The organism is Mycetocola manganoxydans, assembly GCF_003667545.1.
Taxonomy (GTDB): domain Bacteria; phylum Actinomycetota; class Actinomycetes; order Actinomycetales; family Microbacteriaceae; genus Mycetocola_A; species Mycetocola_A manganoxydans.
On record NZ_RCUV01000025.1, the window covers coordinates 14,552 to 29,108 of the forward strand.

Here is a 14,557-nt window from a genome sequence, read left to right on the forward strand (position 1 = left end):
CCGACGTGGCATCCCAGTCAGGCAGGTTCCGTGCCGTCCGTCCGACGGTCAGAGGCTGGGGTGTGCTGTTCGTTGGGAGCGCCGTCCTCATCGCCGCCACCGTCGTAGACCGGCGCGAGGGCCTGTTCCTGTTCCTCTTCCTGGTCCTGCTGTTCACCGGGTCCGCTGTGTATGTGAGGACGCACCGCCCGCGGATGTCAGCGACGCGCACCTTCACCCCGGCATCCGTTTCGGTCGGAGAGCCGGCGCTGGTGCGCACCGTCGTCGAGACGCGGGACGAAGACATTGCCGCGATCGCGTCGTGGCGTGACGAGGTTCCTCCGGTCTTCGCCCGTACTCCGAGCGGCGAATTGCCGCGACGACTCCCAGGAGCGGTTCGCGGGTACCGCGCACTTCTCGAGTACGAGTTGCGCTCGGGCTCTCGCGGACGATACTTCGTCGGACCGTTCCGCGTGCGGCACGGTGATCCATTCGGCCTCGTCACCACCGAACGCCGGATTGCGGACCCCCAGCCACTCGTCGTGACACCGCGGGTGACCGATCTCTCCGACGCCGGACTGCGCTCAGCGAGCGGGGACGGCGCCCAGCACGATCTGAGTCATCTCACCACCCAACGCGCCGATGAACTCATCGCTCGCGAGTATCGCCCAGGCGACCCGCTGCGCCGGGTGCACTGGCGGCAGACCGCGAGGCGTGGCGAACTCATGGTTCGCCAGGAGGAGCAGGAGGGCGACCCCGAAGCGACGCTTCTCCTCGACACCGCGCTCACGACGAAGGGCTCCGCTGCGGGTGCGACATCGAGTCTTCACTTCGAACGCATGGTGGAACTCACGGCGTCGATCGGCATCCACCTCCTCGATTCCGGCTACGCCATCTCCCTCGTCGAAAGCGCGACGGATGCCGTCCCCCTCGCGGACGGAACGGTCCCGTTCCGCATCTCCCGCTTCGCCTCAGGGGACTCCGGTGGGTTTCTCGAAACCCTTGCCGACGCCGAACGGTTCCCGGTTCCCGAGCTCTACGACGTCAGCGCAGGCCTTCACCAGGTCATCGGGCGCACCGGAACCGTCATGCCGGTCTTTGCCGTCCTCGGGCGGGTATCGCAGCTCGGCGCGCGCCGTCTCGCCTCGGCGAAGGTGAACGCATCCCCGGCGGTGGTGTTCCTGACACGGTCGCTCGAGACGGCGCGCGCCCGCGACGTCGATGAGTTGACCACGCTGTCGGACGCAGGCTGGAGGGCCGTGCTCGCTGACGAGCAGACGAGCGTCGAGGCAGCCTGGACCCGCGTCGCTTTCGGCGACGCGACCGTCGCGGCGCGTGGAGGTGACCATGTCCGTCGTTAGTCCGCCCCGGCCGGATGCACGACCGGCCACACCGCCCCGTCGGACGCGCACTCGCGCTCAGGCGGAACGCGCAGAGCGCCGCGGCCAGGCCCACCGTCTGTGGTCGCTCAGCTGGGCGCTCGTCCTCCTCTACGTCATGAGCGTATCGATGCTGAGCCCGCTGCTCGATGGGGCCTCGTGGTGGCTCGGCATCGCCCTCATCGGCACGATCGTTCTGACCTCAGCAGCGGCTGCGCGATCGATCGGCGCGCAGACGTGGATCGCGACGCTCATCGCCTCCGGTGTCTGGCTGGCGCTGCTCGTTCTGTTCTTCGCCCCCGACGAATCGTTCGCACTGATCGTGCCGACGTTCGAGACGGCAGGGGCCTTCGCCGACCTCGGGCGGGCGGGTTTGCAGTCCATCGCGAGCCAGGGCACCCCTGCGGATGCCGATATCGGCATCCGTTTCATCCTCGCCGTCGGAGCGGGTGCATTCGCGATCCTCCTCGACGCCGTGGCTATCGGGGCCCGGATTCCCGCGTTCGTCGGTGTCCCAGCCGTCGCCATCGCTCTGATCCCGGGTTTCGTCAGCGGTGACATCAACCTCGTCGCCCTCGCGCTGTGCGGTGCGGCGTACCTCGTCGTGCTCTGGTCCGATACGCGGGTGCGACGGATGTACTCCCGGCGCCCCGGCGGGATGCTCAGCATCGGCGCGCTCGCGGTCGTCGGCTCGCTCGTGTTCGCGGCCGCAGCCCCCGGCTACAACGGCGAAAGCCTGCTCCCATCGAGCGGGGGATCCGTGTTCGGGCGCGGCGTGAGTCCACTCGCTGACCTCGGCAAGGATCTGCGCCGCCCCGGCGGGGCGGAACAATTCTCGTACGTCACGACGACGGACGAATCGCTGTACTTCCGGCTCCTGACCCTGGACCAGTTCAACGGGACGACCTGGTCTGCCGGAGACGACCGCGTTCGAGAACTCAACGTTCCGAGCACGATGATCCCCGTGCCGGGCCTGTCAGACGACATCCTCACCGAGCCGACGACGACCACGGTCCAGGTAAACGCGATGATCGCTCCGTGGCTTCCGGTGCCGTTCCCCAGCGTGCGTGTGCTCGGCGCAGACGGGCGATGGATGTGGGACACCGAAGGACTGACCCTGTCGAGCCGCCTCGCGAGTGCCGCGGGGCAGAGTTACATCGCCGAAAGCGTGCTGATCCAGCCGACACGTGAGCAACTCGTCGCCGCACAACCCACGTTCCCCCCGAACGTTCAACGCTTCCTCGAGGTTCCGGAAGACATTCCCGCGATCCTCGGTGAGACCCTCGCCGAGGTCACAGCGAACACCACGAACGCCTATGACACCGCATTCGCGATCCAGCAATACCTGCGAAGCACCCAATTCCTGTACTCGGTCGAAGCGCCCGTCGAGGATGGCTATGACGGAGACGGCTTCGACGTCATCGCCGAATTCCTCGAGAAGAAGAGCGGATACTGCGTCCACTTCTCCTCGGCGATGGCGATCCTCTCCCGGATGGCCGGCATTCCGGCGCGGATCTCGCTGGGATACCTGCCGGGCGACCGAGTCGTCGGCGCAGAGACGCGGCGCACCTACACCGTCGGAACCGATGATCTCCATGCCTGGCCCGAGCTGTACTTCGCCGGGGTCGGCTGGGTTCCGTTCGAGCCGACGCCGGGCCGAGGGGTCGTACCGGATTACGCACGCGCAGAGACGAGCAGCAACGACGGCAGGGACGTGCAGGACGCACGGCAGGCAGAGCGGCAGCAGACCGAAGAAGCTCCAGCCGCCTCACAGTCTCCAACGGCAGCAACCGGGGGAGGCGCCTCCGAGCCGCCGTCCGCCGCCGCGCTGGTCGGTGCAGCGACTGTCCTCCTCCTGATCCTCGGATCTCCCGCGCTCCTCCGCGTGTTCCGCAGGCGGTCGCGCGCAGCGGACATCCGTTCCGGGAAAGCGGGGGCACTCACCGCGTGGCGTGAGGTATCGGATGCCGCGCAGGATCACGGACTTCCGGTCAGCGATGCCGACACGCCGCGAGCCTTCTCGTCCGTCCTTGCGGGAAACGCCGGTTTCACGAGTGGGGAACGGCAGGCTCTCGACGCTCTCCTCAACGCGGTCGAACGGGCGCGCTTCGCCGACCCGGACACGTTCGCCAGACGCATCAGTGGGCCGGCACTCGCCGAGAACATGGAGGCGGTCACGGATGCTCTCCGTCGCCAGGCCGGAATAGCGGACCGGGTGCGCGCAACGATCGCGCCGGCATCCGTTCTCTCGCCGGTGTATCGCGGCCGCGTGCCCGAGCCCGCCTGACCCGCGGTACTCAGGGGGCATCCAGACCACGCGGTGTGCGCCCGATACAATCGTGGATGTGAGTAAAAACAAGAAATCGCCGTTCGCGGTCAATATCCGCGACCTGGTCCGGCAGCCAGGCGAAATGCGCGAGCACGACCTCGTCGTGAACACGCCAGAACAATTCGGCGAGGGCCTGATCGCTGTTCAGGCGGGCACGCCGGTGCACGAACGCATCCGGCTCGAGTCGGTGCACGAGGGCGTTCTCGTGACCGCCGAGATCGAAACCGTGGCCGTCGGAGAGTGCGGCAGATGCCTCACCGACATCAAGCAGGGTGTCCAAGTCGAGTTTCAGGAACTTTTCGCGTACTCTGGGAGCGAAGCCTCTGACTACGAGGTTCACGATGACCACGTGGATCTTGAACCTCTCATCAGGGACGCAGTGGTTTTGTCGCTGCCGTTTCAGCCGGTATGCCAGCCAGATTGCCCAGGACTCGACCCCGAGACCGGCGAGCGGCTGGCCGAAATCCCGGACAAAGAACCCCAAGAGACCGTCGATCCTCGCTGGTCTGCGCTCGCCGGGTTCTCCTCAGACCCAGGCTCCGACAACTCGGATGCTGTAAGCAAAGAAGAGAGATAAGACATGGCTGTTCCGAAGCGCAAAATGTCACGAGCCTCTACCCGTGCACGCCGTGCACAGTGGAAGGCCACGCCCCCGACCCTGGTGAAGACCGTCGAAAACGGCAAAACCACCTACAGCCTCCCGCACCGCGCGAAGGTTGTCGAAGACTCCGCAGGCACCGCTCTCTTCATGGAGTACAAGGGCCGCAAGGTCGCCGACGTATAGTCTGCGACCAGCACCACTGCATCGCATCTAGATGGCAGAGAGCTTGACAGACCGAGGGCCGCTTCTTGCGACCCTCGGTGTGTCGCTTAACCCGGAGATCCTCGAGCACGCGCTCACGCACCGGTCATTCGCGTACGAAAACGGCGGCATCCCGCACAATGAGCGCCTCGAGTTCCTCGGGGACTCCGTTCTGGGCCTGTCGGTCACGCAGAAGCTGTACCGCGAGCATCCGGAGCTCCCCGAGGGTGCGCTCGCAAAGATGCGCGCGAGCGTTGTGTCGACGGTTGCGCTTGCCGAGATCGCCAACACCATTGGACTGGGCCAGTACCTGCGGCTCGGCCGTGGCGAAGAACTCACCGGCGGTCGCGAGAAGGCATCGATCCTCGCGGACACCATGGAAGCGCTCATCGGCGCCATCTACCTCGATCAGGGGCTCGAGACCGCGAGCGCGCTCGTGCTGCGGCTCGTCGAACCACTCCTCGCAGACCCCGCGCGGTTCGGTGCGGCCATGGACCCGAAGACGAGCCTCCAGGAAGCGGCCGCCGCCCACCATGCACCATCGCCGGTGTACACGATGGAGAGTTCAGGACCCGACCACGATCGCGTCTTTGTCGCGACGGTCACTGTCGGTGACCTCGTGACCGCTGTCGGCAAAGGGACGAGCAAGAAGCACGCCGAGATGGCCGCTGCCCTGACGGCGTGGACCGAGCTGAGTGCCCGAGCTTCCTGAGGTCGAGGTCGTCCGTGCCGGCCTCGAACCCGCCGTCAGCGGAGCGCTCATCACGGGAGTCGAGGTTCTCGATTCCCGGTCCCTGAAACGCCACGACGTGGCATCCGGTCCGTTTCTCGCTGCCCTCGAAAATCGGACGATTCGAGCAGCGGCCAGGCGCGGAAAGTTCCTCTGGTTTCCGCTCGACAACGGGACCGCTCTCGTCACGCACCTCGGGATGAGCGGCCAGATGCTTCTGAGGAGCCCGGGGACCATCGACCCGCTCACCCGCATCCGCCTCGGGATCGAGTCACCGGATCACGGAGAGCTGCTGATCAATTTCGTTGACCAGCGCATCTTCGGCGGGATGGCCGTCGACACCCTGGTGCCAACCCCGGACGAGTTCCCTGGCGGATTCACCGGTGCCGTTGCCGGAGACCCCCTCGTTCCGAGCCAGGTCGCCCACATCGCCCGGGACCCGCTCGACCCCGCTTTCGATGACGCACGCTTCCTGACGCTGCTCGGTCGCAAGGCCACCGGCACGAAGCGGGCGCTGCTCGACCAGACCCTGATCTCCGGTATCGGGAACATCTATGCCGACGAAGCACTGTGGGCGGCGAAGATCCACTACGAGCAGTCTGCTGCGTCGTTGTCGACGCGTCGGGCTGCGCTTCTGCTCGCCGAGGTTCGAGCGGTGCTCGCGAAGGCTCTCGCCGAGGGCGGCACGAGTTTCGATGCCCAGTACGTGAACGTCAATGGGGCGTCCGGGTACTTCGCGCACAGCCTCAACGCCTACGGGAGGCAGGGCAAGCCGTGCCCGCGCTGCGGCACGGCGATCCGGCGTGAGAAGTTCATGAATCGCTCGTCGCACTTCTGCCCGAAATGCCAGCGGCGCCGCTGAGCGCGACTACTCCGCGCTGCACTGCATCGAATTGCCCCAAAGTGCTGTTCGCGCTGCCGCAACGACTCGATTCGCCACGAATTGCTCTCCATGTGAGCTGTGGGCGACAGAGTGTGGCGATTCGCGCCTGAGCGCCATCGACGGATGCCATCGATCGGTCCCCAAGGGCGGTTCACGCATTCGATCGGTCCTGAAGGGTCGTTAGCGTCGTTTCGGAACAACCCTTTCGGCCCGATCGACCCGACCCCGCGCCCGAGCGGACGCCGCGGCCCCGTCCGCCATCGACTATGGACGCACCGTCTTCTTCCACGCCGCCTCACACCCGATCGGGACGAACCCGACCGCTTCGTTGACGTCGAGCATCGGCCGGTTCTCCTCGGCGTTGAACGTCGTGATCCGCGGGGTCTCGGGTGATACCCGCATCAGTTGCTCGAGGTTCGCGATCTTGAGCAGCATGCCCAGGCGGTGACCCCGGTGCTCCTTGAGTACGAGGGTGTCCTCCTGAACCGCTGGTCGTCCTTCGACCTCGGGCAGTGCGAGGTCGGTGTACCCGACGAGACGCCCCGACTCGAGGTGCAGCGCGGCAGAGGTGAGGTTGACGCGACCCCCCGCCTCATTCATGTCGTCGAGGTTGCTCATGCGCTTTTCGTCCCACTGCTCTTCGGTGAATTCGATTGCGGCGGCGGGAGCATCCGTCGACATTCTCTGGTGAAGTCGCGCCATGTCGGCGAGCCAGCGATCCGGGCACCGCCCGATCCACTGGACGACCGCGTATCCGGCCGAGTGCTTCTCCGCGGCGCCGCGGCGTTCGGTTAGGTCGACGCGGTCCACCGGAAGGTCGATTCGCGAGATCCGGTCGACCTGCTCGAGCGAGTACCCGTGAGCGAGGGCGAACTGGACGGCGGGATCATCGCGTTCGACGGCGCCGAACCCGGTGGGGGAGTGAAGGACGTTCTGCGAGGCCGGGAGCCGGTGTTCGCTCCAGGACTGAAGGATGTCCCTGTGTTCGATGGCCGCCGTCGACTCGATCTTCTCGAGAAGAGCCGCCCCGATACCGCGACGCCGCAGATCCGATGCGACCTGGACCTCGAAGAACACGGCGCGGACGCCCTCTTCGACCTGCCATTCGTACACGGCGCGACCGACGATCCTCCCGCCGACCCGGGCGAGGAAGATGCGTTTGGGAGCGAAAGGATCCGAGTAGAACGGCAGGAGCTCCCTGGCCGTCGGCGCGAGATCGTCGTTCCCGAGGATTTCTGCCTCAACCCGGTTGCGCATCGTGACCATCTCGACGAAATCCGCTCCGGTGTCGCCATCGAGGCTCGTCGGGATCTCGAGTTCGTCGATGGTGACGGATTCGGTGCCTGCGTCCATGAAAGCTCCCGCGGTTTCTGGTGCCCGGGCCAGGGCAGCCGACCAGTTTAGCCAGCCGGCGGCATCCGTACCAGTGGATTCGGCCACCAAAAAGCGGGTCGATCACTGGGCCGTGAGGAATCCTTCGGTACGGTAGTGCAGAGCTTCGCCCGGGAACGAACAGGAAGGGACACGCGGTGTATTTGAAGAGCCTCACGCTGAAGGGCTTCAAATCGTTCGCGCAACCCACCACGTTCGCTTTCGAACCGGGCGTCACCTGTGTCGTCGGTCCGAACGGCTCGGGCAAATCCAACGTCGTCGACGCGCTCGCGTGGGTGATGGGGGAGCAAGGCGCCAAGACCCTGCGCGGCGGCAAGATGGAAGACGTCATCTTCGCCGGCACGTCGACCCGCGGCCCGCTTGGCAGGGCCCAGGTGATCCTCACCATCGACAACTCCGACGGTGCGCTGCCGATCGAGTACACCGAGGTCACGATCTCGCGCACCCTGTTCCGCAACGGCGGCAGCGATTACGCCATCAACGGAGAGAACTGCCGCCTCCTCGACGTGCAGGAACTTCTGAGTGACTCCGGTCTGGGACGCGAGATGCACGTCATCGTGGGGCAGGGTCAGCTCGACGCCGTTCTCCGCGCGAGCCCCGAGGAACGGCGCGGATTCATCGAGGAAGCCGCCGGAATCCTCAAGCACCGTCGCCGCAAGGAGAAGACCCTCCGCAAGCTCGACGCTATGCAGACCAACCTCACCCGCCTCAGCGACCTTGCCGGGGAGATCCGCCGCCAGCTCAAGCCGCTCGGGCACCAGGCCGAGATCGCGCGTGAGGCCCAGAGCATCGCCGCGATCGTGCGGGATGCCCGTGCGCGCATCCTCGCCGACGACGTCGTCGCCCTGCGCCGGGCCCTCGACGACCACGGTCGCACCGAGAGCGAACGGCACACCGAGCGCATCGTGTTGCAGGAGCAGCTCGAGCAGAAGCAACTCCGGATCTCTCGGATCGAGCAGGCGCAGGTCGGCGACGCCGTCGACGGAGCGAGGCGGACGAGCTTCGCCCTCGAATCGGCGCAAGAGCGACTCCGTAACCTGTACACGCTCGCCAACCAGCGTCTTGCTCTTCTCGGTTCGCAGGACGACGCGCACGAGTCAGGCCCGAGCGTCACCCGCTCGATGGTCGACGACGCGCGTGCCGAGGTTGCAAGGCTCACCGAAGCGATCGGCACCGCGGATGCCGCGTGGCAGCGCGCGCAGGCCGACACCGCATCCGCGCGAAGCCGGCTCGACGCCGTCGATGTCGAGATCGCGGCGCAGAGCGCCCTCGTCTCGAAGCATGACCTCGAAATCACGAAGCTCACCGGCCAGGCGGAGACCGCGGCCTCCCGCCTCGCCGCCGTGCGGGGGGAACGGCTTCGCCAGGAGAACGCACTCGATGCGGCAACCGACCGCAGGGCGGCAGCCCAGCGCCAGCTCGACGAGGTCGAGGAATCCGCGGGAGACGTCGACGCCGGCGAGAGCGGACTCGACGAGGCGTACGAACTCGCTCAGGCGGCGGTCTTCGAAGCTGAGGCCGAGATCGAACGCCTCCGCGACCTTCTTCACGGCCATGAACGTGAGCGTGACGCCCTCGCCGCCCAGACGAGCGCCCTGACGCGCGCCCTCGACATCAAGGACGGATCAGCCGACCTCGTCGCAGCAAGACTTGACGGTGTGCGCGGCGTCGTCGCCGAATCGGTCTCGGTGAAGCCCGGCTTCGAGACGGCGATCGCCGCTGCGCTTGGCACTCTTGCAGACGCTGTCCTCGCCGAGGATCGCGAGTCCGCGGAACGCGCCATCGACCACGCACGCACCGCCGATCTCGGACGGGTCGAGGTCGTCATCGCCGACGCCGCCGGCGCTGCGATCCACTGGCCAGTGCTTGCGGGAGTCCGCCCGGCGGCATCCGTCGTCACCGCGCCGGCGGGGGTGCTCGGCATCCTCAACTTCCTCGCCATCGCCGATGATGTCGACGCCGCCCGTTCCGCACGGCCCGCTCTCGCTGCCGCGGGTCTCGGCGGCCCGATCACGATCGTCACTCGCGGTGGGGAAGTACTCACGGACTTCATCCTGCGGGGCGGATCCGGAGGCAAGCAGGGCCGCATCGAGCTTCTCGCTGAACGCGACACCGCCGCCGAGCGGCTCACCGAGGTCTCGGCGCTCCTCGACACCGTCCGGTTCGACCTCGCCGAACAACGTGGGCTTCTGAGCGCAGCCAAGGAACAGTCGAAGCGCGCTCTCGGCGCCCTCCGCGAATTCGACTCCCAGGTGGCCGCGCAGGCGGAGCGGCTCAACCGTGCCCGCGTGCAGGTCGAAGCTTCGACCGCCGAGTGCGAGCGTCTGAGTTCGGCGTTCGCTGCATCGCGCGACACCGTGACCGAGGCTGAGAACGCCGCCGCGAAAGCGAAGTCCGAACTGGAGACAGCGCGATCCCGGCCACGGCCGATCCTCGACATCTCGGCGCGCGAATCCCTTCTCGCCGAGCTCGAGGTGGCGCGCGAACGTGAGCTCGAGGCTCGCCTCCAGCTCGAGACGGCTCGGGAACGGGTACGTGCTGAGGAGCAGCGCACCAGGAACCTCATCACGCAGATGGAAGCCGACCGTATCGCCGCCGAGGCTGCAGCCCGCCGCGCTGTGATCCGCGCCCGCCAGGTCGAGGCGGCGACAGGGGTCGCTGAGGCTTTGCCCGCTGTTCTCGCCTCCGTGGACCGTTCCGTCTCCGAAGCGAAGCTCGTGCTCGAACGGGCCGAACAGGAGCGCGCGAGCCAGAACGAGGAGCTCGTCTCCCTCCGCCGCGACGAAGCCGCGTTGCGGGAACGACTTCAGGCGATCACCGAGAACGTCCACGGCCTCGAACTGCAGATCTACGAGAAGAAGCTCCACCTGTCGAGCCTGCTCGAGCGTGCCGGCTCCGAGCTCGGCCTCGTCGAGGACGTGCTCGTGGCCGAGTACGGCCCCGACGTTCCTGTTCCACCGGATGCCGGCGACAGGACGCCCGCGAGCGACGACGGGACATCCGATCCGGATGCCGCGCCAGGCATCCCGTTCGACCGCGCCGCCCAGCAGAAACGACTCGAGAAGGCCGAACGAAAGTTCGCGCAGCTCGGCCGGGTGAATCCGCTGGCCCTCGAGGAGTTCGCCGCGCTCGAGCAGCGCCACATCTTCCTCACCGAGCAGCTCACCGATCTCACGAACACCCGCAAGGACCTGCTCGGCATCATCGACGAGCTCGACGAGAAGATGCAGGTCATCTTCGGCGACGCATTCGACGACACCCGGGCAGCCTTCGCCGAGGTGTTCCCGATCCTGTTCCCCGGCGGCACCGGAAGCATCTCGCTCACCAACCCGGACGACCTCCTCACCACCGGGATCGAGGTGAGCGTGAAGCCGGCCGGAAAGAAGATCGAACGCCTGTCGCTGCTCTCCGGCGGAGAACGTTCCCTCGCCGCCGTCGCACTGCTGATCGCGATCTTCAAGGCGCGGCCGAGCCCGTTCTACATCATGGATGAGGTCGAAGCGGCGCTCGACGACGCCAACCTCGGACGCCTGCTCACGATCTTCGAGGACCTCCGCCGCACCAGCCAGCTCATCGTCATCACCCACCAGAAGCGCACGATGGAAATCGCCGACGCCCTGTACGGTGTCTCGATGCGTCAGGACGGTGTCTCCGCGGTGGTCGGCCAACGCGTCGCCGCACCGGGGGAGAAAGCCGGCTGAACCGGCGACACCTCTGTCGCTCGGTAGGCTGGACACATGGCAGAACGCACGCCCTGGTCACTCTCTGGCGCCCTCAAGGGCATGTTCCAGAAGCCGACCATCGACGAAAACACCTGGGACGACCTCGAAACCGCGCTCCTGAGCGCCGACTTCGGGCCGGACGTCACCGAGGCGGTCCTCAGCGACCTCCACGCCAAGGTCGACCGGTATCGCACCACGGACCCACGGGACCTGCAGCGGATGCTCCGCGAATCGATCGAAGAACGCCTCTCGAAATACGACACCACCCTCAAACTCTCCGAGCGACCAGCAGTCGTGCTCGTGGTCGGCGTCAACGGCGTGGGCAAGACGACGACCATCGGCAAGTTCTCGAAGTTCCTCGGAACCTACGGCCGCAGCGTCGTCGTCGGTGCAGCCGACACGTTCCGTGCGGCAGCCGTCGAGCAGCTCGCGACGTGGGCCGAGCGCGGGGGAGCGCAGATCATCCGCCCGCAGCAGCAGGGCCAGGATCCGGCATCCGTCGCCTTCCAGACAGTTGACTACGCCAAACGCAACGGGATCGAGATCGTCCTCATCGACACCGCCGGTCGGCTTCAGACCAAGAGCGGTCTCATGGACGAGCTCTCCAAGATCCGCCGGGTGATCGAGAAGCAGGCGCCGATCTCCGAGGTGCTCCTCGTGCTCGACGCGACGACCGGACAGAACGGGCTCGCCCAGGCCGAGGCATTCATCGAGCACGCCGGAGTCACCGGACTCGTCCTCACCAAGCTCGACGGGTCCGCTCGGGGCGGCTTCGTCCTCGCCGTGCAGGAACGCACCGGCATCCCGATCAAACTTGTGGGGCAGGGTGAGGGAATCAACGACCTCACCGGATTCACGCCGCACGTCTTCGCACAGAAACTGGTGGGCTGATGATCGAGCACGACTTCTTCGGTGCGATCGAAACGGATGAATCGGGCGGGCTGTACTGGTCCGAAAGCGTCGAAGTCGGTGACCAGAACGTCGATGTGTCGCTCAGCGCTCCCGGCGGCGAGAACCTCTCCCCGGATGCACTCGACACGGCAGCCGGCGTCATCAGCTCGCTCGAGGGCCTCGACATCCGTGCCCGCGAAGCAATGCTCTCCGACGTCGACGACCGGAACTCAGACGTCACCCAGTTCATCGAGCAGACGCTCGAAGAGGTCGGTGACGACCTCGTCGACATGCTCGTCGACCACTCCGGCGACAATGACGTCGACATCATTCGATCGCTCCAGCTCATCCGCGTCGGGATTGCGCCGCACCAGGCCGGGGAGAGTGCCCCGTTTGCGTCGTTCGAGTTCGCGTTCGACCCGGACAATTCGGACCTCGCACTCGTCGTCTACCTGTCGATCCGCGGCGAATCCGTCGGTATCGAACTGCTGAGCTGACCGCTTCCTGAGGCATCACCCGACGCCGCGGTGTGCCGACGGCGCACGAAGGGCTGAACCCTCGGTAAACTGGCTACCAAATGGCTACTTTTGGAAACCTCTCAGACCGGCTCTCCGAGACCTTCAAGAACCTCCGCAAGAAGGGTTCGCTCTCGGCGTCCGACGTCGACGGCACCGTCCGCGAGATTCGTCGGGCCCTTCTCGAGGCCGACGTCTCACTCGACGTGGTGAAGGACTTCACCGGCAAAGTACGTGAACGCGCCCTCGGTGACGAGGTCAACAAGGCGCTCAACCCTGCCCAGCAGGTGGTGCAGATCGTCAACGAGGAACTCGTCGCGATCCTCGGTGGGTCGCAGCGCCGGCTCGAGTTCGCGAAGAATCCGCCGACGGTGATCATGCTTGCGGGCCTCCAGGGTGCCGGTAAAACGACCCTCGCCGGAAAGCTCGCGAAGTGGCTCGCGAAAGAGGGCCACACTCCGCTCCTCGTCGCCGCCGACCTTCAGCGCCCCAACGCCGTCACCCAGCTCAGCGTTGTCGCTCAGCAGGCCGGCGTCGCGGTTTACGCGCCAGAGCCAGGCAACGGCGTCGGCGACCCTGTCCGTGTGGCCAAAGACTCGATCACCTACGCCCGCACCAAGCAGTACGACACCGTCATCGTTGACACCGCCGGCCGGCTGGGTGTCGACGCCGAGCTGATGAAGCAGGCGTCCAACATCCGTAACGCCGTGAACCCTGACGAGGTTCTGTTCGTCATCGACGCGATGATCGGCCAGGATGCCGTCGCAACAGCGAAGGCGTTCCAGGACGGTGTCGACTTCACGGGTGTCGTGCTCACCAAGCTCGACGGTGACGCGAGGGGTGGAGCGGCGCTGTCCGTGGCATCCGTCACCGGGCGACCGATCATCTTCGCGTCGACGGGAGAGGGACTCGACGAGTTCGAGCCGTTCCACCCTGACCGCATGGCGAGCCGCATCCTCGACCTCGGTGACATCCTCACCCTCATCGAGCAGGCGCAGCAGGCGTTCGACGAAGAAGAAGCCATGGCGATGGCCGAGAAGTTCTCGACCGACAGCTTCACGCTCGAGGACTTCCTCAAGCAGATGCAGCAGCTGCGCAACATGGGCTCCATCAAGAAGATGATGGGCATGCTCCCGGGCATGGGACAGATGAAGCAGCAGCTCGACGCATTCGACGAGAACGAGATCGTGCGTACCGAGGCCATCATCCAGTCGATGACCCTTGCGGAGCGTCGCAACTCGAAGCTGCTCAACGGTTCACGCCGACTGCGTATCGCGCGTGGTTCCGGCTCGACGGTGACCGAGGTCAACGCCCTCGTCAACCGGTTCGAGCAGGCAGCGAAGATGATGAAGACCGTCGCAAAGGGCGGCGTTCCGCAGATCCCGGGTATGGGTCCCATCCCGGGCGGCGGCGGCGGCGGTGGCGGTTCGCGCAAGCAGCAGCAGCCGAAGAAGAAGGGCTCGAAGTCGGGTAACCCGGCGAAGCGCGCTTCTGAGAACGCGGCATTGGCGGCCGGAAAACCCGCGGCAGCACCTGCGGGCGGTACCGGCTTCGGCCTCGGTTCACCCGCTGGCGAAACCCCGGCGCCGACCGAGGAAGAGCTCGCGAGCCTGCAGAAGTTCCTGGGACGCTAGTTCCTCGATCCACCACGAAGCGTCGCTCGGCCTCGGCTGGGAGAGCGTTTTGGAGCGAGTCAGCACCGGCGGTCGCGTTCAGGAGCGTCGATCGGTCCGAAAGGGTCGTTCGCGGCATCGATCGGTCCGAAAGGGTCGCTCACCGTCGGTGTTGGCAGCCCTTTCGGCCCGATCGACGCGTTCGGACGTTCTCAGGGGATCGATCGGCGACTGAGGCGGTTTCAGTTGTCGCCAACGCACGTAGAACCGCCACGTGATGCGCGTTAGTGACAAGTGAACGTGCGATGGAGCATCCGCGGCG

General features: G+C 66.3%; 11 protein-coding genes. 10 read left to right on the forward strand and 1 reads right to left on the reverse strand.

Features of this window, described 5'->3' with window-relative positions; all coding sequences use genetic code 11:
- The first annotated feature begins 5 nt into the window (after positions 1 to 5).
- From D9V29_RS14500 to mutM, 6 genes are read left to right on the forward strand one after another with little or no spacing between them, the layout of a single operon-like run.
- Positions 6 to 1,340 carry a DUF58 domain-containing protein gene (locus tag D9V29_RS14500; protein ID WP_121674042.1) on the forward strand — a complete coding sequence of 445 codons (1,335 nt, stop codon included), beginning with the start codon at positions 6 to 8 and terminating at the stop codon, positions 1,338 to 1,340.
- On the forward strand, positions 1,327 to 3,645 hold the full coding sequence (locus D9V29_RS14505; RefSeq protein ID WP_121674043.1) for a transglutaminase TgpA family protein: 2,319 nt from the start codon (positions 1,327 to 1,329) through the stop codon (positions 3,643 to 3,645). Before D9V29_RS14500 ends, D9V29_RS14505 begins: the two co-directional genes overlap by 14 nt.
- A 58-nt stretch (positions 3,646 to 3,703) precedes the next feature.
- Positions 3,704 to 4,264 carry a YceD family protein gene (locus D9V29_RS14510; RefSeq protein ID WP_373294765.1) on the forward strand — a complete coding sequence of 187 codons (561 nt, stop codon included), beginning with the start codon at positions 3,704 to 3,706 and terminating at the stop codon, positions 4,262 to 4,264.
- A 3-nt stretch (positions 4,265 to 4,267) separates the two neighbouring features.
- Positions 4,268 to 4,471, forward strand: a complete 204-nt coding sequence (gene rpmF, locus D9V29_RS14515) for a 50S ribosomal protein L32 (protein WP_121674044.1) — start codon at positions 4,268 to 4,270, stop codon at positions 4,469 to 4,471.
- Positions 4,472 to 4,502: 31 nt separating this feature from the next.
- The gene (gene rnc, locus D9V29_RS14520; protein ID WP_121674045.1) at positions 4,503 to 5,201 is read left to right on the forward strand and encodes a ribonuclease III; all 699 of its coding nucleotides are present in this window, start codon (positions 4,503 to 4,505) and stop codon (positions 5,199 to 5,201) included.
- Positions 5,185 to 6,081, forward strand: a complete 897-nt coding sequence (gene mutM / locus D9V29_RS14525; RefSeq protein WP_121674046.1) for a bifunctional DNA-formamidopyrimidine glycosylase/DNA-(apurinic or apyrimidinic site) lyase — start codon at positions 5,185 to 5,187, stop codon at positions 6,079 to 6,081. The genes rnc and mutM overlap by 17 nt, the downstream gene beginning before the upstream one ends.
- A 285-nt stretch (positions 6,082 to 6,366) precedes the next feature.
- On the opposite strand, the gene D9V29_RS14530 is transcribed toward mutM, so the two are convergent.
- Positions 6,367 to 7,455 carry a GNAT family N-acetyltransferase gene (locus tag D9V29_RS14530; protein ID WP_121674047.1) on the reverse strand — a complete coding sequence of 363 codons (1,089 nt, stop codon included), beginning with the start codon at positions 7,453 to 7,455 and terminating at the stop codon, positions 6,367 to 6,369.
- 176 nt (positions 7,456 to 7,631) lie between these two features.
- On the opposite strand from D9V29_RS14530, the gene smc reads away from it, so the two are divergent.
- The 4 genes from smc (at position 7,632) to ffh (ending at position 14,256) form a co-directional block, all read left to right on the forward strand.
- Positions 7,632 to 11,195, forward strand: a complete 3,564-nt coding sequence (gene smc / locus D9V29_RS14535) for a chromosome segregation protein SMC (RefSeq protein WP_121674048.1) — start codon at positions 7,632 to 7,634, stop codon at positions 11,193 to 11,195.
- 36 nt (positions 11,196 to 11,231) lie between these two features.
- Positions 11,232 to 12,107, forward strand: coding sequence for a signal recognition particle-docking protein FtsY (gene ftsY, locus D9V29_RS14540; RefSeq protein ID WP_121674049.1), 876 nt, complete (start codon positions 11,232 to 11,234; stop codon positions 12,105 to 12,107).
- Positions 12,107 to 12,604, forward strand: coding sequence for a DUF2004 domain-containing protein (locus tag D9V29_RS14545; protein WP_229790332.1), 498 nt, complete (start codon positions 12,107 to 12,109; stop codon positions 12,602 to 12,604). Before ftsY ends, D9V29_RS14545 begins: the two co-directional genes overlap by 1 nt.
- 80 nt (positions 12,605 to 12,684) lie before the next feature.
- Positions 12,685 to 14,256 carry a signal recognition particle protein gene (ffh, locus tag D9V29_RS14550; RefSeq protein ID WP_121674051.1) on the forward strand — a complete coding sequence of 524 codons (1,572 nt, stop codon included), beginning with the start codon at positions 12,685 to 12,687 and terminating at the stop codon, positions 14,254 to 14,256.
- Positions 14,257 to 14,557: the final 301 nt, after the last annotated feature.